The sequence below is a fragment of the Pseudomonas sp. KK18 genome (assembly GCF_037094675.1).
Taxonomy (GTDB): Bacteria; Pseudomonadota; Gammaproteobacteria; order Pseudomonadales; family Pseudomonadaceae; genus Aquipseudomonas.
Genome location: NZ_CP146605.1, coordinates 2,869,890 through 2,890,273, shown reverse-complemented (window position 1 = coordinate 2,890,273; position 20,384 = coordinate 2,869,890). Strand labels below are relative to the sequence as shown.

Sequence of the window (20,384 nt, the reverse complement as noted above, 5' to 3'; positions counted from 1 at the left end):
CTATGCCGCCGTTACCGTAGCGACAGATATCTGCTCCCTTCCCGCAAAGCGATACAAAATCAAATAACGACACCATATTTTGTGTTTGATATTAATTTCCGTATCGCTTATAAAGTCCTCCATGCCTACGACAAAACACAAGGCGGGAGACCCCCCATGTACGCACAGCTTGTAGAAACCGGAGTAAAGCGCATCAAGGACCTCTCCGAGATGTCCGACCAGGAACGCGCTTTCCAGGAAAAAATCGACGCCGAAATCAAGATCGAAGCCAAGAACTGGATGCCCGACGCCTACCGTCAAACCCTGATCCGCCAGATCTCCCAACACGCCCACTCGGAAATCGTCGGCATGCTGCCCGAAGGCAACTGGGTCACCCGCGCCCCCACCCTCAAACGCAAGCTGCAACTGATGGCCAAGATCCAGGACGAAGCCGGCCACGGCCTGTACCTCTACAGCGCCATGGAAACCCTGGGCGCCGACCGCGACGAAGAAATCGCCAAGCTCCACAGCGGCAAGGCCAAGTACTCCAGCATCTTCAACTACCCCACCCTGAACTGGGCCGACATGGGCGCAGTAGGCTGGCTGGTAGACGGCGCCGCCATCGTCAATCAGGTGGTACTGCAGCGCACCTCCTACGGCCCCTACTCCCGGGCCATGGTGCGCATCTGCAAGGAAGAAAGCTTTCACCAGCGCCAGGGCTACGAACTGCTGCTGACCATGATGCGCCAGGGCACCCAGGCGCAAAAAGACATGGTCCAGGACGCGATCAACCGCCTCTGGTGGCCATCGCTGATGATGTTCGGCCCCAGCGACGAACACTCCCCCAACAGCGCCCAATCCATGGCCTGGAAAATCAAGCGCCAGAGCAACGACGAACTGCGCCAGCGCTTCATCGACCAGACCATCCCGCAGCTGGAGCTGCTGGGCTGCACCTGCCCCGACCCGGACCTGAAGTGGAACGCCGAACGCGGCCATTACGATTTCGGCGAGATCCAGTGGAGCGAGTTCTACGAAGTGCTCAAGGGCAACGGCCCGTGCAACCAGGAACGCGTCGCCACCCGCCGCAAGGCGATTGAAGACGGTGCCTGGGTACGCGAAGCCGCCGTCGCCCACGCCCGTAAAAAACAGAACAAGAACGCCGCCTGATCGGCCACCTGATGTGGAGTCACCGTTATGTCTGAATGGACCCTGTTTGAAGTCTTCGTGCGCAGCAAGCACGGCCTGAATCACAAGCATGTGGGCAGCGTGCATGCCGCCGACACCACCATGGCCATCGAGAATGCCCGGGAGCTGTACACCCGCCGCAGTGAAGGCGTGAGCCTGTGGGTAGTGCCTTCCGCGCTGATCACCGCCTCGTCGCCGGACGAGAAAGACCCGCTGTTCGACCCGGCCGATGACAAGGTCTACCGCCACGCCAGCTTCTACGAGTTGCCGGCCGAAGTCGGGCATATGTGAGGTCGACCATGAACCCTGAAACCGATCTGATCGAATACCTGCTGCGCCTCGGCGACAGCGCCCTGATCCAGGGCCAGCGCCTGTGCCAGTGGTGCGGCCATGCGCCGGCGCTGGAAGAAGAACTGGCGCTGATGAACGTCGGCCTCGACCTGGTGGGCCAGGCGCGCAACTGGCTGGAATACGCCGCCGAGCTGCTGGACGACGGGCGCGACGCCGATCACCTGGCCTTCCGCCGGGATGAGCGGGCCTATCGCAACCTGCTGCTGGTGGAACAACCCAACGGCGACTACGCGGTGACCATCCTCAAGCAATTCCTGTATGACGCCTGGCACTTGCCGGTGTTGAGCGGCCTGGCCCAATCCAGCGACGAACGCATCGCCGGCATCGCGGCCAAGGCGGTGAAGGAAGTCACCTATCACCTGCGCCGCTCCGGCGAGTGGGTGGAGCGCCTCGGGGACGGCACCGAGGAAAGCCATAAACGCATGCTCGCGGCGATCCCCGAGCTGTGGCGGTTCACCGTGGAACTGACCGGCGCCGACGACAGTGAACAGCGCCTGCACGCCGCCGGCATTACGCCGGACGCCGCTCAGGTTGCCGCAGCGTGGCAAACCCAGGTCAGCGAAATCTTTACCAGCGCCACCCTGCCCCTGCCGCCTGCTGCGAGCTATTTCTACCTGGATGCACGCCGCGGTTTGCACAGCGAGCACCTGGGAATTTTGTTGGCGGAAATGCAGTTTTTGCCCCGAGCGTACCCCGATGCAACCTGGTGAGCTGATCGCCAGCGACCAGGGCGCACGCCCGGCGCAACCCACCGACCTGGCTGCCGCGTGGGCCACCCTGGCGCAGGTCATGGACCCGGAAGTGCCGGTGGTGAGCGTGGTCGACCTGGGCATAGTGCGCGACCTGGACTGGCAGGCCGGCCACTTGCATGTGGTGGTCACGCCGACCTACTCCGGCTGCCCCGCCACCGAAGTGATCGAGGGCGATATCCGCGATGCATTGGAGCTGGCAGGTTTCCGCGCCCCGCAACTGGAACGCAAGCTGACCCCGGCCTGGACCACCGACTGGATCACCAGCAGCGGCCGCGAACGCCTGCGGGCCTACGGCATCGCACCGCCCCAAGGCAGTAGCAGCAAACGCAGCCTGCTGGGAGAAAGCCCGGTGATTGCCTGCCCGCAATGCGGCAGCACCCACACCGAAGTGCTCAGCGAATTCGGCTCCACCGCCTGCAAGGCGCTGCACCGCTGCCGCGATTGCCTGGAACCGTTCGACTATTTCAAGTGCATCTGAGGGGCCAGCGGCCCGCTTGGTTGGAGAACAACAATGAGCAAATTTCACAGCCTGACCATCAAGGATGTGCGCAACGAGACCCGTGACGCGGTGTCCATCGCCTTCGAGATTCCGCAGCACCTGCAAGACAGCTTCCACTTCACCCAGGGCCAGCACCTGGTGATGCGCACCCAGCTGGATGGCGAGGAAGTGCGCCGTTCCTATTCGATCTGCACCGGGGTCAATGACGGTGAACTGCGCATCGCCATCAAGCGCGTGGCCGGTGGACGGTTCTCCGCCTTTGCCAATGAGCAGCTCAAGGCCGGGCACAGCCTGGAAGTGATGCCGCCCGCCGGGCATTTTCATGTGGACCTTGATCCGGCTCGCCACGGCCATTACCTGGCAGTGGCGGCCGGCAGCGGTATCACGCCGATCCTGTCGATCATAAAGACCACCCTGCAAACCGAGCCCCACAGCCGCGTGACGCTGCTGTACGGCAACCGTTCCAGCTCCGGTGCACTGTTTCGCGAACAGCTCGAAGACCTGAAGAACCGCTACCTGCAGCGCCTGAACCTGATCTTCGTGTTCAGCCGCGAGCAGCAGGATGTCGACCTCTACAACGGCCGCATTAACGCCGAGAAGTGCGAGCAACTGTTCTCCCGCTGGCTCGACGTAAAAGCCCTCGACGCGGCCTTTATCTGCGGCCCGCAGGAGATGACCGAGATCGTGCGCGACAGCCTCAAGGCCAAGGGCATGGCGCCGGAGCGCATCCATTTCGAACTGTTCGCCGCCGCCGGCAGCCAGCACAAGCGCGAGGCCCGCGAAGCGGCGCGGCAAGTGGATGCGGCGGTCAGCCAGATCACGGTGATCAGCGATGGCCGCGCCCTCGCCTTCGACCTGCCCCGCAACACTCAGAGCATCCTCGACGCGGGCAATGCCCAGGGCGCCGAGCTGCCGTATTCGTGCAAGGCCGGCGTGTGCTCCACCTGCAAATGCAAAGTCATCGAAGGCGAAGTGGAGATGGACAGCAACCACGCCCTCGAAGACTACGAAGTGGCCGCCGGCTATGTGCTGTCGTGCCAGGCATTCCCGGTCAGCGACAAGGTGGTACTGGATTTCGATCAGCTTTAAGGACACACCGCTCCCCTGTAGGAGCGAGCTTGCTCGCGAAGATCGTTAACGATGACGCGGGTAGCCTGAATCAACGCGGCGCCCTCAGGTTTTTCGCGAGCAAGCTCGCTCCTACAGGACGCAGGTTTAACCACAACAACAATAAAAAGGAGCACACCACCATGACCCCCGACGATATCGAGCGCATCCGTCGACATCCCGATTTCATCCAGTTGGTACGCCGCAAACAGAACCTGTACTGGTCGCTGTCGCTGATCATGCTGGTGATCTATTTCGGGTTTGTGCTGTTGGTGGCGTTCTCCCCGGCTACCCTCGGGCAGTCGTTGAGCGGCGGCGTGACCACCGTGGGCATGCTGGTGGGTGTGGTGATTGTGCTGCTGGCGTTCGCGCTGACCGGCTTTTATGTGTACCGCGCCAACCATGTGATCGACCCGCTGAACGACAAGCTCAAGCAGGAGTGCACAGCATGAGCCGGCTGGTAGCGTGGTTTCTCCTGCCGCTGGCATTGGCCACGGACCTTGCAGTCGCCGCCGACGGCGCATCCCGGCCACTGAACTGGAACGCCATCGGCATGTTCCTGGTGTTCGTGCTGTTCACCCTCGGCGTGACTCGCTGGGCCGCCCTGCGCACCCGTTCCGCCAGCGACTTCTACACCGCCGGCGGCGGCATGAGCGGCTTCCAGAATGGCCTGGCGATTGCCGGCGACATGATCTCGGCGGCGTCATTCCTCGGCATCTCGGCGATGATGTTCCTCAACGGTTATGACGGCCTGCTCTACGCCCTGGGCGTGTTGGCCGGCTGGCCGATCATCCTGTTCCTGATCGCCGAGCGCCTGCGCAACCTGGGCAAGTACACGTTTGCCGATGTGGTGTCCTACCGCCTGGAGCAGACCCCGGTGCGCCTGACCTCGGCCTTCGGCACCCTGACCGTGGCGCTGATGTACCTGGTGGCGCAGATGGTGGGCGCCGGCAAGCTGATCGAGCTGCTGTTCGGCATCGACTACCTGTACGCGGTGATGCTGGTGGGCGTGCTGATGGTGTTCTACGTGACCTTCGGCGGCATGCTCGCCACCACCTGGGTGCAGATCATCAAGGCGGTGATGTTGCTGTTCGGCACCACCTTCATGGCATTCATGGTGCTCAAGCACTTTGGTTTCAGCACCGAGGCGATGTTCGCCGGGGCCACCGCCGTGCACGCCAAGGGCAGCGCGATCATGGCGCCGGGCGGCTTGCTGTCGAACCCGATCGATGCGATTTCCCTGGGGCTGGGCATGATGTTCGGCACCGCCGGGTTGCCGCATATCCTGATGCGCTTCTTTACCGTCAGCGACGCCAAGGAAGCGCGCAAGAGCGTGTTCTACGCCACCGGTTTCATTGGCTACTTCTACCTGCTGCTGATCATCGTCGGCTTCGGCGCCATCGTCATGGTGGGTACTGACCCAAGCTTCCGGGATGCCAACGGCGCGATCATCGGCGGCGGCAACATGATCGCCGTGCACCTGGCACAGGCCGTGGGCGGCAACCTGTTCCTCGGGTTCATTTCGGCGGTGGCCTTCGCGACCATCCTGGCCGTGGTCGCCGGGCTGGCGTTGTCCGGCGCGTCGGCGGTGTCCCACGACCTGTATGCCTGCGTGATCCGCAAGGGCCAGGCCAGCGAGCAGGAGGAAATCCGCGTGTCGCGCATCGCCACGCTGTGCATCGGCGTGCTGGCGATCATCCTCGGCCTGCTGTTTGAGTCGCAGAACATCGCGTTCCTGTCCGGCCTGGTACTGGCAATCGCCGCCTCGGTGAATTTCCCGGTGCTGTTCCTCTCGATGTACTGGAAGGGCCTGACCACCCGTGGCGCGGTGACCGGCAGCCTGGCGGGACTGGTCTCGGCCATCGTGCTGCTGGTGCTGAGCCCGGCGGTGTGGGTCAACGTACTGCATTACGACAAGGCGCTGTTCCCCTATTCCAACCCTGCCCTGTTTTCCATGAGCCTGGCGTTTTTCAGCGCCTGGGTCTTTTCCGTCACCGACCGCTCGCCCCGCGCTGCCGTTGAACGCGGGCGTTACCTGGCGCAGTTCATTCGCTCCATGACCGGCATTGGTGCCGCAGGCGCCAGCAAACACTAACTCTCATTTTCCAACCCGGAGGAATCGTGATGTCTCACGCCCCTACCCTGCAAAGTTTCATCGCTGGCCGCTGGATCGGCCAACACGGCGCCCAGGTGCTGCGCAGCGCCATTGACGGCCACGAGCTGGCACGCACTCACGAGGAGCGCCCGGACTTCGCCGAAGCCATCGAACACGGGCGCCGCCAGGGTGTCAGCGGGCTGATGGCCCTGGATTTCCAGCAGCGGGCCCAGCGCCTCAAGGCCATCGCGCTGTACCTGAGCGAGCGCAAGGAACAGCTCTACGCCCTCTCCCACCACAGCGGCGCGACCCGTGCCGACAGCTGGATCGATATCGAAGGCGGCAACAGCACGCTGTTCACCTACGCCAGCCTGGGCTCGCGGGAATTGCCGTCGGGCAATATCGTCCACGAAGGCCCGGCGATGCAGCTGAGCAAGCTCGGCAGCTTTGCCGGCACCCATATCCTGGTGCCTCGTGGCGGCCTGGTGGTGCACATCAACGCGTTCAACTTCCCGATCTGGGGCATGCTGGAAAAATTCGCCCCGAGTTTCCTGGCGGGCATGCCATGCATCGTCAAGCCGGCCAGCGCCACCAGCTACCTGACCGAAGCCGTGGTGCGCCTGATGGACGAATCCGGCCTGCTGCCACCCGGCAGCCTGCAACTGGTGATCGGCAGCACCGGCGACCTGCTCGACCGCCTGCAAGGCCAGGACGTGGTGACCTTCACCGGCTCCGCCGACACCGCCGCCAAGCTGCGGGTCAACCCGAACCTGATCCGCAACTCGGTGCCGTTCAACGCCGAGGCCGACTCGCTGAACTGCGCGATCCTCGCCCCGGACGTAAGCCCGGACGACGAAGAGTTCGAGCTGTTCATCAAGGAAGTCGCCCGGGAAATGACCACCAAGGCCGGGCAGAAATGCACCGCCATTCGCCGCGCCATCGTGCCGGCCAAACATATCGACGCCGTCGCCACCCGCCTGCGGGACCGCCTGAAAAAAGTCGTGATGGGCGACCCGTCGGTGGAAGGCGTGCGCATGGGCGCACTGGCCTCCCACGACCAGCAGAAAGACGTGGCCGAACGCCTGGAAAGCCTGCTGCAGAGCAGCGATATGCTGTTCGGCGCCCGCGACGGCTTTGAACCCCGCGGTGAAAACGTCAGCCAGGGCGCGTTCTTCGCCCCGACCCTGCTGCAAGCCCGCGACCCGCATGCGGAAGGCGGCGCCCACGACATCGAGGCCTTCGGCCCGGTCAGCACGCTGATGGCCTACGACGACCTCGACGAAGCCCTGGCCCTGGCCGCACGCGGCAAAGGCAGCCTCGTCGCGAGCCTGATCACCAAAGACCCGCAGATCGCTGCCAAAGCCATCCCGGTGGCTGCCGCGTGGCACGGCCGCCTGCTGGTGCTCGACCGCGAATCCGCCGCCGAATCCACCGGCCACGGCTCGCCCCTGCCGCAACTCAAGCACGGCGGCCCGGGCCGCGCCGGTGGCGGCGAAGAACTCGGCGGCTTGCGCGCCGTGAAACACTACCTGCAACGCGCAGCGGTACAGGGCTCACCGACCATGCTGGCGGCGGTCACCGGCGAGTACGTACGCGGCGCCAAGGTCATCGAGACCGAAGTGCACCCGTTCCGCCGCTTCTTCCAGGACCTGCAGATTGGCGAATCGCTGCTGACCCACCGCCGCACCGTCACCGAGGCCGACCTGGTGAACTTCGGCTGCCTGTCGGGCGATCACTTCTACATGCACTTCGATGACATCGCAGCCAAGGAATCGCAATTCGGCAAACGCATTGCCCATGGTTACTTTGTGCTGTCGGCGGCGGCCGGGCTGTTTGTGTCCCCGGCACCGGGGCCGGTGCTGGCGAACTACGGACTGGACACCCTGCGGTTTATCAACCCGGTGGGCATTGGCGACACCATCCAGGCGCGGCTGACCTGCAAGCGCAAGATCGACCAGGGCAAGAAGAGCCCCCAGGGCATTCCGCAAGGCGTGGTGGCGTGGGATGTGGAGGTGACCAACCAGTTGGGTGAGCTGGTGGCCAGTTATGACATCTTGACGTTGGTGGTCAAACGCGAGGAGTGAGTGCTGAAACCAATGTGGGAGCTGTCGAGCCCCGGCGAGGCTGCGATGGGATCACCGCGCCGTACCTGCCAGACCGCGGCGCCTGCATCGCAGCCTCGCTGGGGCTCGACAGCTCCCACAGTTGGTCTCAGTTGATCTCAGTTGATCTCAGTTGATCAGGAGCGTGTATTCGTATCCCGTGACGCCCTGCGTCACCACTGAACAGATTGATTTTTTATTCCGCACGACACACCTTAGCGAATCGTTTTTCTAAAAGGTGACGCCCGCAGTGTCCGATTTTCCGACTCTCAAAACCGAACGCCTGACCCTCAGAGAACTTACACAGGAGGATGCGGTGGGGTTGTTTGCGATTCATAGCGACGCTGAAGCAATGAAGTGGTTCGGTGCCGACCCAATTACCGAGCCTCATCAAGCGGAGCAACTGATCGAGCTGTTTGCCAGTTGGCGCACCTCACCCAATCCGGGGATTCGCTGGGGGATTGAGGAGACAGCCACGGCAGCGCTGATCGGCACCTGTGGTTTCTTCAAATGGAATCGTGCGTGGCGCAGTTGTGCCATAGGGTTTGAGATGGCGCAATCGGCACAGGGACAGGGGCTCATGAAGGAGGCGGTTTACGCCGCCCTTCGATGGGCGTTCCAGCACATGGAACTCAACAGGATCGAGGCGCTGGTTCATCCTGACAACGCTCGGTCACTGAGCCTGCTTGAGAAAGCCGGGTTCGTGCGTGAAGGAACGTTGAGGCAGGCGGGTTACTGGAATGCAGCTCATCAAGACCTGGTTCAGCTTTCGCTGCTGCGTGGGGAGTGTGAGTACCTTTAGTGTCAGCGCGCGGTCCGGCGGTAAACCAGCGTATCGCGTACGCCGAAGTACTCGCAGCGCCGCGCGCCTTGAAGGGTTTCCACCCATTCAAACCCCGTTGCCTCAGCCAGTCGTTGACTGGATATGTTCGCCGAAGAAGTGGTCAGGCGCAGTGTGTGCCCGCTCAACTGCGAAACCAGAGCGGTCAATGCCTCCCTCATCAGCCCATGACCGGCGTGTGCCTGATTGCCCCAATAGCCAACTTCGTAGCTGTGAATCTCATCGGCCAGCGGCAGCAGGCCGATACAGCCCACCAATGCCTGGGGCTCGTCGCGAGATAACAGGAAATACCGTTTCTCCCCGACAGGCGCATCGAAGTCTTTGGCCGCGCGCTGCAGGCTTTCCTGCGTGTCCTCCCGCGTCCAGTGCGGCTTGCTCCATACGAGAAACCGGCGGTGCAGTGCGTAGCTGGCGTTCAAGGCATCGGCGAGTTTTTCAGCGAGCGCCACATCAGGCGCAACCAGGGTCATCCGGTCAGTTTGCAGGGTTGTGGGCAGCGGCGCCAGCTGTTCAATGGTTTGCACCCACACGAATCCTTCGTCTTCACTGGGTGGCTCGAGCATGCTGAACACGCTTTTCAGCGCGTCCTCCGGCACCTTTTTGTCAGCATTGCGTTGGGCATTTCGCGCCAGCGCCAGCTCCAGCGGTGCGCTCACCAGGATGCCGATCACCGGGACTGCATAGTCCCTCGCGATGGACAGTAGCTCCTGCCGATGACGCCGCGCAGGCAGGGCGGCATCAAAGACAATTGCCCGACGTCCCAGCCGACCGAGGTTTTCCGACACCCAGCGAGACTTGCCCGCCCCCTGCACGCCCATGACCACGTAGACATGAGTGCCCTTTGCCGCCTGTGACAGCTCGTGCCTCAACCGCGTATACGCGAGCTGCCATGCCTGGCGATTGCGCTCAGGTGTGAACTCCCTGCCGAACTCGGTTTCCAGATAGTCGTCCGGGTTGATCACAACGGGCAGGCCTGCACCTTCGGCACTGGCTTTTTTATGGAATAAGCAAACATGGGGAGCCTCCTTGCGAGGCCCCGAATTTTGCCAGCCACCCCGTTCGTAAAAGAGCCGTGCCTGTGTATTGGTCGGCGTCGCGGACAGCCGCAGTGACTCACAACCCAACCCGCTCAAAAATGACCAGGCGTAGGCCTCCAGCAACTTACCCAGCCCTCGCCCGCGCATATCGTGAACCAGATAAAAAAGGCTCACGTAGCCTACCGTCAAATCCTCCGGCGCCCGGCCCATCTCAATCTGGCCAATGATGTCTTCGCCCAGCCACACGTGTACAACGCTGCCTGGCAAGTCCGTCGACTTGGTCCTTAGCCAGTCGGCGTAACGTTCGGTCCCTTTGCCATCGCTTGTGTGAAAGCGTTCTGCCGACCCGAAGGCGCAAATTTGAGCGTCTATGGCGAAACGTACACAAACGTCGAGATGCGCATCCAGGTTCACCGGCCTGAATGCCAGCTTGGGGTGTTGGGCGTTATCCGTCATGGAAGTCGATTCAAGCCTCAAGTGGTGTGTTCGAATACAGTCAGATTGAGCAAGTGCCGCCGTGCTTTTCCAGATAGTTCTGATGCTCTTCATCGGCCAGCTGAAATTCAGCCAGTGGCACAATCACGGTCGCCACTGGTTTGCCCAACTGTCCCGAAGCATCCAGCTTTTGTTTGGCAACCAGCGCCAGTTGGGCCTGTTGAGCTGTGGTAAAAAATACCGCTGAACGGTATTTCACCCCAATATCTGCACCTTGGCGATCTACTGACGTGGGATCGTGCAACGTCCAGAAGTGCGATACCAGTTGGGTGAAGGGTATCACCCTCGCATCGAAGTCAACTTGCACCACTTCGATCAGCGGTGAGTCACCTTGGGATGACCGGGCAAAACCGACCCGACTGTCGAGCACGCCGGGCAAGCCGTTGAAGGACGCCTGCGCGCCCCAGAAACAGCCGGCGCCAAAGGTCGCCTGCTCAACCACATCATGCTCACTCATTTTCCAGCCACCTCTGTTTGCGGTATCAGGTGCAGGTGCAACTGCGCGATGTGCTCGGGCCCGATGCCGCAGCAGCCGCCAACGAGGGTCGCACCCGCCTCGACCCAGGTTCTGGACCACTCCAGGTAAGACTCGGGGCCCAGGTCACTACGAATTTCCAGCAACGTGCTATTCGCCTTGGCCTCTGTGTTGACGGGAGGAAACGCGTTGGCGTAAACCCCCAGCTCAAGGCTTTGACCAAGGCTTTGAATCACAAGCCGGGCCTCGGTGAGCGCCGCCGCCATGACTTCCGGCTGGCTGCAATTGAAGAGTACCGCCTGCGCGCCCAATTGTGCCGCCACACGTACGGCGTCGCCCACCGATTCGGTGGAACGCAGCCGCGCGGGCCCATCCGTTTCATCCAGCAGCGTAAACGATACCCAAAGCGGCTTGGATTGCGCGCCCAACGCCTCAACGACCGCTCGAACTTCAGCAGTCGAACTCTGGGTCTCCGCCAGCCAGACATCCACATGGGCTTGCAGCCCGTCGATCAGCTCGCGATGGATCGCGACCGAGCGTTGATGATCAAACAGGTCAGGCCGATAGGAGCCCAGGGCCGGTGGCAACGAGCCCGCGACCGCCACTGGCTCGCCACTCGCGGATGCCGCCTGACGCGCCAGGCGCCCTGCCCGCTCCGCCAGCAGACGCCCCTGCTCGGCAAAGCGTGCATCCCCGATATGAAACGGCACCACGGCATAACTGTTGGTGGTGATGATCCGGGCACCGGCAGCAATGAATGCTCCGTGAGCCTGGAGCACAAACTCCGGCGCCTCGATCAACGCCAGTGCCGACCATTCAGGCTGGCGGAACGGCGCTCCGATGCGTTTCAACTCCCGGCCCATGCCGCCATCGAGCAGGCGCACAGCAATCTGGCTCATGGGTTTGTACTCACTTTTTGCGCCGACGGAGCCAACCATTGATCAACCGTGGCCGTGTTCGCCTGGACCCAGGCCTTGGCCGCGGCATCTGCCGGGAGTTTTTCTTTTTCGATCTTCAGGATCAGACCATTGAGTTGCGCCGGTTCAATCGAGAAATTACGCAGGAATTCGGCAATTTTTGGCGCGCGCTTCTGCAAAGCCGTTGACGCCAGTACGTAGACCTTGGCGTCCGGGAAGGCGCAGGTGATCTGGCTCTTGTTCAACCAGTCCGGGTCGACCGTCGGGCTGATAAATTTCCAGCAGCCATCGGCCTTGTACAGCGGGTCATCCTTTTTGTTGTCCTGGGCATAACCGTCGAACGCCGGTTCTTCCAGACGGCGCAGGTCAAAGGCCGAGAAGATCCAGTCCGGGGTGTAGGCGTAAAACACCACGCCGCGTTGGGCCTTGTACGCCGCCGCCAGCTTGGCGTAGGTCACAGAGGCCTCGGTGGACACCGCCTCGAATTGATCGGCGAACCCATAATCCTTGGCCTTGATCTGGCCAATATAGGTCGACTCCCAGCCCGCCGGGCCCACCAGTAGCTGTGCCTCGCCACCGCCCAGCGGCTCGAACAGCTTGGCCACTTCCGGTTTTTTCAGGTCGTAGACCGATTTCACACCGTATTTGTCCTGGATATAGCCCGGGATGTAAAACCCTTGCTCGCCGGCATAAGGGTGGTCGTTCGGCACCAGTGAACGGGTGCCGCCCGTCACGTATCGGGCCCATGCTGCCGACTGGTTGGGCAACCAGATGTCGGTCAGCACATCCACCGCGCCATCGCCTTTTGCGGCAGCACTGAACAGCACCGGCACGTCCCCGGCCAGGTACGACACATCACCGTTCAGGCGGCTTTCGATGACTTCCCCAAGAATGTGCTGAATGGCGATTGCGCCCGTCCAGTTCTGCTCGCCAATGACAATTTTGTCCTTGGCGGAAACCGTCGGGGAGAGAATCAGGGAGGCCAGCAGTGCGGCGGCGCCCAGGCGGCGCGATAAGGGTGTGTTCACGATAAATCTCACGATGGGTTGTGCAGGTGATCTTGCTTGCGCAAGCTCGATTGAATGATTCGGTCCGGGATAAGCGCACACAGCACAATCGCGACACCGGCCAGCATGCCCTCGCCGCCCTTGATGTTGCGCAGCGCCGTCATCACGTCATAACCCAGGCCTCCGGCGCCGATCAGCGCAGCGACCACGACCATCGACAGGCTCATGACGATGGTTTGGTTGATGCCCAGCAACAAGGAACGGCGAGCCAGTGGCAACTGGACCTTGATCAGGGTTTGCCAGGGGCTGGCGCCATGGGCGACAGCAGCCTCGACGGCATCCTTGGGGACTTCCTGGATCCCCAGCGATGTCAGGCGAATCATCGGTGCCAAGGCAAAAATCACCGTCGCGATGACCGCCGGCGTCTTGCCCACCGAGAAGAACGCCACGGCGGGAATCAGGTACACAAAGGTGGGCAGCGTCTGCATCACATCCAGCAACGGCGTTACCACGCGGCGAAACAGCGGTCGTTTCGCCAGGAGGATGCCGGTGGGCACGCCGATGACCAGCGCGATCAGTACCGACGAGCCCACCAGTGCCAGCGTGGCGATGGTGCGCTCCCAGAAACCGAACAGCCCGATGTACAGCAACGCAGCGCTGCTCGTCAGTGCCAGCGCCAGGCCGGCCGAACGCCAGGCCAACAACACCAGCGCCAATGCCGAGACTGACCATGGCAACCATCCCAGCAGGTTTTCGATGCCCTCGATGACGGTGCGGACGGCGACAATCACCCCGACAAATGCGCCCTCGAAGGTCACCTGAGACCAACCAATGAACTGGTCGATACTGTCTGCTGCAAACAGCAACGCTTGGCGGTTTGCCGGAAACTGAAGCAACGCGCTACGGGTGTCCGGTGTGATGACTCGCCAGACCACCAACGCCTCACTGGCAAGCAGTACCAACAACGGCAGCCCCCAACCCGATACGGTGCGGCGCACCGGCTGACGGCTGGGGGAAACGGCCAGGAAACGGCTGGCACCAAGCACCGCCATGGCGGCCAGCACTGCGAGCCACGCACCGCTGATAATGCCTTTGACCAGGAAGGTCAAAGCGGCAAGCTCGGCGGCGAAGGTCAGCCAGAACCAGCCGCCCCTGCCACGGGCAGCCAGCGCTGCCGGCCCCAGCAGAAGCGCTTGCCAGCCGCGCAGACCGGGGCTGGCATGTTGCTCACGAGGCTCGGCATCGGGAGCCTGGAGGCGGACGCTGGCAACCTGTTGCACCGGGGATGGCGTGGGCGTGCAGTCGCGGAAAAAATCCGCGACTTCTGCATCGGCAGGACGCTCAAGCAACTGCGCCGGAGTGCCCACTTGCACCAATCGGCCTTTGCGTAGCACGGCAATACGATCGGCCAGCAGGATGGCTTCTGCCGGGTCGTGGGTGACCAACAAGGTGCTGATCCCGCGCTCACGTGCCAGGGTCAGGAAATGACGCTGCAAATCGCGGCGGATGGTGGGGTCGAGTGCGCTGAAAGGCTCGTCCATCAGCAGGATATCGGGCTGCGTCACCAGCGCCCGGGCCAACCCGACGCGTTGCTGCATGCCTCCGGAAAGCTCGTGGGGATAATGCTCTCCCCAACCGTCCAACCCTACGGCCTTCAGCTGAGTGATGGCAGCCGCGTGCCGAACCGACTCGGGTTCCCCGCGCAATTCCAACGGCAACGCGACGTTGTCCAGAACCGTACGGTGGGGTAACAGGCCAAAATGCTGAAACACCATGCCGATACGGCGCGAGCGCAATGCACGCAAGGCCTTGCTGCTCAGCTCGCTGATGGCCTCGCCTTCAATCAACACCTCGCCACTGGTGGGCTCGATCAAGCGGTTGATGTGCCGCAGCAACGTCGACTTGCCACTGCCGGAGGTGCCCATCAGGCAGAGGACTTCTCCGCGGCGTACCTTCAAGTTGATATTGCTGACGGCTGGCAGCGCCGACGCGTCTTTTCGCGCATAAGCCTTGGTGATGTTTCGCAGTTCAAGCACCACGTCACCGTCATTCGCATGATCGTCTCCGCCCCCCTCAGGGTGTCGGGAAGGCGCGACCCAGGCAGTCGCCAACGGGGATTGAATGATTGTCACAGTAGCTCCAGGTAGCCAAACGCAAAAAAAAGCGCTGCGCTTGAAGCGCAACACCTTCCGTGGGCATAAAGCTAAACGATCTTAAAAAGTAGGAATAAATACCTTTTTTGCATTAGCTTAAGCGCTGCGGTTCGGACGCTGTCGACGGTGGCAACCCACGAAGAAATACGTTTGTGCAGACGAAAAAAAAGGACCTCTTTTCAGAGGTCCTTTTTCAGTTTCTGTCGCGTAACGCCTGACGCCTGGCAGGCTCTACTCTTGAACATCCATGAACTCCTTGGCCCAACTCACGTAGGTGTCGGGGAAGGTGTAGGTATGGGTCAGTTCGCTGGCCGTCAGGTTTGAGGTGCTGCGAGTGAGGTTGCGCTGCTCGCGGAGGCTGTCGTAGGTGGCCTTGATCGAGGCAAAGTACGCGCCGTGGCCGGCCACCACAATCCGCACGCCCAGTTTGGCCAGGCGCTCGTTGTCATTGAGGTTCGGGTTGGCGTAGGTCACCAGCATCAGCGGGACCGTCAGGCCTTCGGCGATCTGTTCAAGGTGGTCGAAGTCACGGACACCCACCATGCAGATGCCGTCTGCACCGGCTTCTTGATACGCCTTGGTGCGATGGATGACGTCCTCCACCGGCAGCACGGCGGCGTTGGTGCGCGCGATGATCGAAAGCTGCGGATCGACCCGCGCCTCCAGGGCTGCCTTGACCTTGCCCACGCCCTCTTCCGTGCTGATGAGATCGGTGGATTTACGCCCGAACTGCGCGGGCAGCAAGGTATCTTCAATGGTCAGCGCTGAAACGCCCGCACGCTCCAGTTCCTGAACCGTGCGCATCACGTTCAGAGCATTGCCGTAGCCGTGGTCAGCGTCGGCGATCACCGGAAGTTGCGCCACCCGGCCGATGCGGGTGGCCTGCTCGACGAACTCACTCAGGGTAATCAGCGCGAAGTCCGGTGCAGCCAGGACCTGTAATGACGCCACCGAGCCTCCCAGGATGCCGACTTCGAAGCCCAGGTCTGCAGCGATCCTGGCGGACATCGGGTCGAACACCGAGGCGGTGTGAAAGCAGTGTTGGGAGGCCAGCAGCTCGCGAAACGAGCGCCGTAGATCCTGGTGGGAAATTTTCGACATGTTCACTCCTCACTGTCGCCGTATACGCGGGAACGACCAGTGCCAATTCAAAAGTAAGGCTAGCGTATCACGCCGGAAAAAGATGGTTGATGACGTTTGAGAAACTTATACATCACGCTTGGCGGGGGGAAGCCCGCCGCCATTACTTCAACCGTCCCGCCTCACCCAGCCAGGTTGACGCGCCCTGTTGCAACCATTCGGTGGCGGCGGGATTGTGTTTGACCCGGCTATCCAGGAACGCCACACCCATGGCCTGAATCGCGGCCACCTGCTTGGGGTCCGGCGCCGGTTCGCCCGCCATCGGGCCGCCGCCGCCAGGTTTGGCGCCGTGCTTGTGCCCCCGCCCCTTGGGCGCGTCGCCAGACGAAGCACTGCCCTTGTCGGCCCTTTTCGCCGGCCGGCTGAACAGCTCGCTCCCGGTCTTGTGCGTCGCACTGTTCAACTCCAGCTGAACACTGCCCGCCGCTGTCACCGACTCGCCCAACACCTCTCGCTGACGGTAAGAGCTGACCCAGTTGAACGGGTCTTCATCCTGCTGGCCGGTCATCGACAGCACGGGCGCCGTTATCCGGGCAAACACGTCCGGCCGGGCATCGGCGTCCACATAAGGGCTGAGCAGCAACACCGCCTTGGGTTGAATCCCGACGCCCGGGGTGGCCCCGGGCTCCAGCGCCCCGGCGAGTGCTTCTGCGGTCTGCGCGCCAAAATCAAAGCCGGCCACCACCACCTGGTTCCAGTCGATGGCCGCCAGTTGCGCGTCGCCTTTGGCGGCCCGTGCCCGAACTTCGCTCAGGACTTTCTGCAAGGTCAACAGCCTGTCACGCAGGGCGGCGGCGGAGTAATGACTGCTCGCCATCCCACGAAAGTCACCATATACCGCCTGCTGCGAGGCAAAGATCGACTGATCATGGGCGGGCTCCTGAACCGACAGCACCGCATAACCGGCCTGCGCCCAAGCCTTGCGCCACGCCACCCCGCCCGAGGCCGGCTCACCCAAACCCGGCAAGTAGATAATCAGCGGCAGGCGCTCATGGGTCACCGGTGCCAGCCACGCAACGTTCACCGATTGCTTGTCGAGCTGCCAGGTCGCGCCCCAGCCGGACGTTTCATAATGGGACGGTTGATACGCGGTGCTCAGTTCCTTGTTGACCCGCTCGCTGAATTCGGCCCGCGGGTTTGGCGGATCGCCCGCACACCCCGCAATCAATCCCAGGCTGCCCACCAGGGCGCTCACCGCCAGCCAGTACCGAGGTTGAAGGTTCATTCGATTCACACCGCCGTTCAGTTCAAGGTAACTGGCAGCCTAACCGACCCGCCGGCGAACGCAGCACCCGCGCAGGTAAAGAATGGGTAAAGCGTGACGGCACGATGGCCCTCTTCGCGGGTCTTTGTTTTATCAAAGCCGGAAAAATTTCAAGGAGACGCCTGTGAGCATCAGAGACAATCCCGAGGACTATCAGGATCTCAAGCGGGCCGTCGGTTTGCTGGAGTCACCCTCCCTGACGGCCAGGCTATCCGGCATGATCGGCTCCCCGATTGAAAGCGCGGTAAAGGCATTGCCGGGGGTGGTTTCCAAACGGATCAATGGCGCGGTGGCGGCAGCGCTGCATTCATCCGCCGGCGCGGCGCTGAAAAGCCTGGACAACAGTCCGAGAAAACCGGCCTCGACCCGGCTGCACAAGGCTTTTGCGGCCACCTCGGGCGCCATCGGCGGGGCCTTCGGTTTCGCGGCGCTGTTTATCGAGCTGCCGATCTCTACCACCATCATGATGCGCGCGGTCGCCGACGTGGCGCGCAGCGAGGGTTTCGACCTGGGGGACTTTTCGACCAAACAAGCCTGCATCGAGGTGTTTGCCATGGGTGGCACCAGCCAGGCCGACGATGCAACGGAGACCGGTTACTACATGACCCGCAGCTTCACCACCCAGGCCATGCAACAACTGTCCAAGGAGCTGGCGGGGATCGCCGCCAAGCAGGGCTCCAAGGCCATCAGCAGCTTGTCCCCGGGCCAAGCCGGGAAATGGCTGGCGATCCTCATCGATAAAGTCGCGACACGTTTTGGCTTTACCATTTCCAGCAAGTTCGCAGCCCAGGCCGTTCCGGTGATGGGCGCCTTTACCGGGGCGACGATCAATACGCTGTTCACCCACTTCTACCAGGACATGGCGCGGGGGCACTTCATCGTGAAACGGCTGGAAGAGAAATATGGTTTTGAGCCCATCAAGGATGCGTACATGGCCATCAAGGCGGCGCCCCGGGTGAACTAGAAGCGCGGAAATGCCGGAAAAATTTTTAATGCCCTGCATCCACTTCGCTGCCCCGCGCGTACATTCATCCGCAGGGCGCAAGAATTAGGGAGATACGCAGGAAGAGATCACCCGGACGCCATACCCTTGAGCTATCTGATGAATAGAAAAACAACATCATAATGATGGCACTGTCTGATACCTTGTTGTACGAACATAACCACTTTGAGGATTGTCATGGGCGAAGGCGCTCCTATTCCGCCGAATGAAATTGAACGGCTAAAAGAGGTCGCGAAATTTTGTCCAACCGACAGCGATAGTGATGATGTATTTGAAAAGATCGTCGAGATGGCGTCTGCCTATTACAACGCCCCCATCGCACTGATTTCAATTGTCGATAAACACCGGCAATGGTTCAGGGCACGCGTGGGAATTACAGAAACGCAGACACCGCGAGAAGTGTCTTTTTGCGCCTACTCTACCCTGGACAACGCCCTGCTGGAGGTGTCGGACGCAACGCTGGATGCCCGCTTCAAAGACAATCCCCTGGTCACGGGGCCGCCGCATATTCGTTATTACGCGGGCGCGCCATTGATCACGGAGGATGGCTTTACCCTGGGAAGTCTCTGCATCATTGATACTGTCCCCCGCCCTCCCATGAGCGAGCGTGACAGTGCAATGCTCAACGACTTTGCCGAGCTGGTCATGATGCGCATACAGGGCATGCGGTCCCGCAACTTCGTAGACCAACCCACGGGGCTATTCAATCGACTCAGGCTTGAGGAAGATATACGTCAAGCGCTTAAGCTTGAAAACGCGTGCCATGTGTACGCAGTTGACATTATCTCGCCAAAGTTTCTCAACGATATTGTAAAGGCCCTGGGCTACAGCTTTGCCGGAGACCTGGTTCTGGCGATCAAATCTCGCCTGCAAAACCTGTTACCCGCGCAGTGCCTGCTTTACAAAATCAGCCCGACGCGGTTTGGCTTCATCCTTGAGGAGAATCAAACCACCGAGCACATCTGCGAAAGTATTCTCAAGGACTTCAAAAAGCCTGTTGAATGCCACGGCATCCCCATCCTCATGCAAGTCGGGATTGGCGTGCTGCCCATTCACCATTCCGGCCCGCAAGACTGGCTACGCCTGCTGGTGAGTGCGGCAGATGAGGCGCGTGACCGCAAGCTGGGCTGGTCTCTTTATGAACCCCAGTTTGATGCGGCTCAACAACGCGCGTTCATGCTGTTGAGTTCGTTGCCGGAAGCGGTCAGCTGCGACAAACAGTTCAGCCTGGTGTATCAGCCCAAAATCAAACTGCCCTCGGGAAGCTGTGATTCAGTAGAGGCATTGCTACGCTGGAACCATCCGTTGCTTGGCCCCATCAGCCCTGCCGAGTTCATCCCCCTGGCCGAAAAAACCGCGTTGATACCGTCCGTTGGATTATGGGTGCTCAACGCAATCATCCGGCAAGCCGCAGCCTGGAAAGCACAAGGCGTGCGCCTGCGAATAGCGATGAACATTACCGTCAGCGATCTGGAAAGCTCCGAGTTCGTGGACGCGATGATTCATGAGCTTCACCGGCATGACCTTGACCCTGCCGACTTTGAACTTGAGTTTACCGAAAGCATGTTGATGACCAACCCTGAGGAAGTCATCCGGCAACTGCAGCGCGTTCGGCAGATTGGCATAGAGGTCGCGGTTGATGATTTCGGCACGGGCTACAGCAACTGGGCGTACCTGAAGGAACTGCCGGCCACTACCGTCAAGCTGGATCAATCATTGATCAGCGGGCTGGGCAGCAATCAAAATGACAAGCAGTTGGTTAAAACCCTGATAGGCCTGGCGAAAGGGCTCGGCTACCGAGTCGTTGCCGAAGGCGTAGAAAACCAGGAAATCCTCGACCTCTTGATACAGTGGGGATGTTCCGAAGCGCAGGGCTACCTGATAGCAAAGCCCATGACCGCAACGGACCTGGAAACCTGGATAAGCCCAGGCCGCTAGCGAATAGGCCCACAGCGTGGGCCTGTAAACGTCAGGCGCCAGTG

The 20,384-nt window shown here is 61.4% G+C and carries 18 protein-coding genes; 11 read left to right on the top strand and 7 right to left on the bottom strand.

All coding sequences use genetic code 11. The features are described 5' to 3' along the window. The first annotated feature begins 156 nt into the window (after positions 1-156). From paaA to V6607_RS13120, 9 genes are all read left to right on the top strand, one after another. Complete coding sequence (gene paaA, locus V6607_RS13160) at positions 157-1,146, top strand: 1,2-phenylacetyl-CoA epoxidase subunit PaaA (protein WP_003208897.1); 990 nt, start codon at positions 157-159, stop codon at positions 1,144-1,146. A 27-nt stretch (positions 1,147-1,173) separates the two neighbouring features. Further along, complete coding sequence (gene paaB / locus V6607_RS13155) at positions 1,174-1,455, top strand: 1,2-phenylacetyl-CoA epoxidase subunit PaaB (RefSeq protein WP_003208899.1); 282 nt, start codon at positions 1,174-1,176, stop codon at positions 1,453-1,455. 8 nt (positions 1,456-1,463) lie between these two features. After that, complete coding sequence (gene paaC / locus V6607_RS13150; protein WP_003208901.1) at positions 1,464-2,225, top strand: 1,2-phenylacetyl-CoA epoxidase subunit PaaC; 762 nt, start codon at positions 1,464-1,466, stop codon at positions 2,223-2,225. After that, on the top strand, positions 2,212-2,745 hold the full coding sequence (gene paaD / locus V6607_RS13145; RefSeq protein WP_003208903.1) for a 1,2-phenylacetyl-CoA epoxidase subunit PaaD: 534 nt from the start codon (positions 2,212-2,214) through the stop codon (positions 2,743-2,745). Before paaC ends, paaD begins: the two co-directional genes overlap by 14 nt. 33 nt (positions 2,746-2,778) lie before the next feature. Further along, the gene (gene paaE / locus V6607_RS13140) at positions 2,779-3,855 is read left to right on the top strand and encodes a 1,2-phenylacetyl-CoA epoxidase subunit PaaE (protein ID WP_134326256.1); all 1,077 of its coding nucleotides are present in this window, start codon (positions 2,779-2,781) and stop codon (positions 3,853-3,855) included. Positions 3,856-4,016: 161 nt separating this feature from the next. Next, positions 4,017-4,325 (top strand): DUF485 domain-containing protein, encoded by a 309-nt coding sequence (locus tag V6607_RS13135; RefSeq protein ID WP_003208907.1) that lies wholly within the window; start codon positions 4,017-4,019, stop codon positions 4,323-4,325. Beyond that, on the top strand, positions 4,322-5,968 hold the full coding sequence (locus V6607_RS13130; RefSeq protein WP_177437397.1) for a cation acetate symporter: 1,647 nt from the start codon (positions 4,322-4,324) through the stop codon (positions 5,966-5,968). Before V6607_RS13135 ends, V6607_RS13130 begins: the two co-directional genes overlap by 4 nt. Before the next feature lie 29 nt (positions 5,969-5,997). Further along, the gene (gene paaZ, locus V6607_RS13125) at positions 5,998-8,052 is read left to right on the top strand and encodes a phenylacetic acid degradation bifunctional protein PaaZ (protein ID WP_134326255.1); all 2,055 of its coding nucleotides are present in this window, start codon (positions 5,998-6,000) and stop codon (positions 8,050-8,052) included. 268 nt (positions 8,053-8,320) lie between these two features. Further along, complete coding sequence (locus tag V6607_RS13120; RefSeq protein ID WP_134326254.1) at positions 8,321-8,872, top strand: GNAT family protein; 552 nt, start codon at positions 8,321-8,323, stop codon at positions 8,870-8,872. 2 nt (positions 8,873-8,874) lie between these two features. Here V6607_RS13120 and V6607_RS13115 read toward each other — a convergent pair whose 3' ends face one another. From V6607_RS13115 to V6607_RS13085, 7 genes are all read right to left on the bottom strand, one after another. After that, complete coding sequence (locus V6607_RS13115) at positions 8,875-10,404, bottom strand: GNAT family N-acetyltransferase (protein ID WP_166742152.1); 1,530 nt, start codon at positions 10,402-10,404, stop codon at positions 8,875-8,877. A gap of 40 nt (positions 10,405-10,444) precedes the next feature. Further along, positions 10,445-10,900: a peptide-methionine (S)-S-oxide reductase MsrA gene (gene msrA / locus V6607_RS13110; protein WP_017475382.1), complete on the bottom strand. Its 456-nt coding sequence runs from the start codon at positions 10,898-10,900 to the stop codon at positions 10,445-10,447. After that, on the bottom strand, positions 10,897-11,817 hold the full coding sequence (locus V6607_RS13105) for a homocysteine S-methyltransferase family protein (protein ID WP_134326252.1): 921 nt from the start codon (positions 11,815-11,817) through the stop codon (positions 10,897-10,899). The genes msrA and V6607_RS13105 overlap by 4 nt, the downstream gene beginning before the upstream one ends. Then, positions 11,814-12,875 carry a glycine betaine ABC transporter substrate-binding protein gene (locus V6607_RS13100; RefSeq protein ID WP_134326251.1) on the bottom strand — a complete coding sequence of 354 codons (1,062 nt, stop codon included), beginning with the start codon at positions 12,873-12,875 and terminating at the stop codon, positions 11,814-11,816. Before V6607_RS13100 ends, V6607_RS13105 begins: the two co-directional genes overlap by 4 nt. After that, a complete protein-coding gene (locus V6607_RS13095; protein WP_134327652.1) occupies positions 12,872-14,953 on the bottom strand; it encodes an ATP-binding cassette domain-containing protein in 2,082 nt (693 codons plus the stop codon). The genes V6607_RS13100 and V6607_RS13095 overlap by 4 nt, the downstream gene beginning before the upstream one ends. Before the next feature lie 273 nt (positions 14,954-15,226). Beyond that, entirely contained in the window at positions 15,227-16,096 is an 870-nt protein-coding gene (locus V6607_RS13090; protein ID WP_134326250.1) for an oxaloacetate decarboxylase, read from the bottom strand. 142 nt (positions 16,097-16,238) lie between these two features. Continuing rightward, the gene (locus V6607_RS13085; protein ID WP_338743949.1) at positions 16,239-17,360 is read right to left on the bottom strand and encodes an alpha/beta hydrolase; all 1,122 of its coding nucleotides are present in this window, start codon (positions 17,358-17,360) and stop codon (positions 16,239-16,241) included. A gap of 163 nt (positions 17,361-17,523) precedes the next feature. Between V6607_RS13085 and V6607_RS13080 the strand changes: the two genes are divergently transcribed. Both V6607_RS13080 and V6607_RS13075 read left to right on the top strand, forming a co-directional pair. Beyond that, positions 17,524-18,363 (top strand): EcsC family protein, encoded by an 840-nt coding sequence (locus V6607_RS13080; RefSeq protein WP_003208925.1) that lies wholly within the window; start codon positions 17,524-17,526, stop codon positions 18,361-18,363. Positions 18,364-18,579: 216 nt separating this feature from the next. Beyond that, on the top strand, positions 18,580-20,340 hold the full coding sequence (locus V6607_RS13075) for an EAL domain-containing protein (protein ID WP_134326249.1): 1,761 nt from the start codon (positions 18,580-18,582) through the stop codon (positions 20,338-20,340). Positions 20,341-20,384 lie beyond the last annotated feature (44 nt).

What these genes read in the sequence shown, in the direction of transcription:
- paaA (WP_003208897.1), top strand. Translation starts at nt 157, where the DNA reads ATGTACGCACAGCTTGTAGAAACCGGAGTAAAGCGCATCAAGGACCTC.
- paaB (WP_003208899.1), top strand. Translation starts at nt 1,174, where the DNA reads ATGTCTGAATGGACCCTGTTTGAAGTCTTCGTGCGCAGCAAGCACGGC.
- paaC (WP_003208901.1), top strand. Translation starts at nt 1,464, where the DNA reads ATGAACCCTGAAACCGATCTGATCGAATACCTGCTGCGCCTCGGCGAC.
- paaD (WP_003208903.1), top strand. Translation starts at nt 2,212, where the DNA reads ATGCAACCTGGTGAGCTGATCGCCAGCGACCAGGGCGCACGCCCGGCG.
- paaE (WP_134326256.1), top strand. Translation starts at nt 2,779, where the DNA reads ATGAGCAAATTTCACAGCCTGACCATCAAGGATGTGCGCAACGAGACC.
- V6607_RS13135 (WP_003208907.1), top strand. Translation starts at nt 4,017, where the DNA reads ATGACCCCCGACGATATCGAGCGCATCCGTCGACATCCCGATTTCATC.
- V6607_RS13130 (WP_177437397.1), top strand. Translation starts at nt 4,322, where the DNA reads ATGAGCCGGCTGGTAGCGTGGTTTCTCCTGCCGCTGGCATTGGCCACG.
- paaZ (WP_134326255.1), top strand. Translation starts at nt 5,998, where the DNA reads ATGTCTCACGCCCCTACCCTGCAAAGTTTCATCGCTGGCCGCTGGATC.
- V6607_RS13115 (WP_166742152.1), bottom strand. Translation starts at nt 10,404, where the DNA reads ATGACGGATAACGCCCAACACCCCAAGCTGGCATTCAGGCCGGTGAAC.
- msrA (WP_017475382.1), bottom strand. Translation starts at nt 10,900, where the DNA reads ATGAGTGAGCATGATGTGGTTGAGCAGGCGACCTTTGGCGCCGGCTGT.
- V6607_RS13105 (WP_134326252.1), bottom strand. Translation starts at nt 11,817, where the DNA reads ATGAGCCAGATTGCTGTGCGCCTGCTCGATGGCGGCATGGGCCGGGAG.
- V6607_RS13090 (WP_134326250.1), bottom strand. Translation starts at nt 16,096, where the DNA reads ATGTCGAAAATTTCCCACCAGGATCTACGGCGCTCGTTTCGCGAGCTG.
- V6607_RS13085 (WP_338743949.1), bottom strand. Translation starts at nt 17,360, where the DNA reads ATGAACCTTCAACCTCGGTACTGGCTGGCGGTGAGCGCCCTGGTGGGC.
- V6607_RS13075 (WP_134326249.1), top strand. Translation starts at nt 18,580, where the DNA reads ATGGGCGAAGGCGCTCCTATTCCGCCGAATGAAATTGAACGGCTAAAA.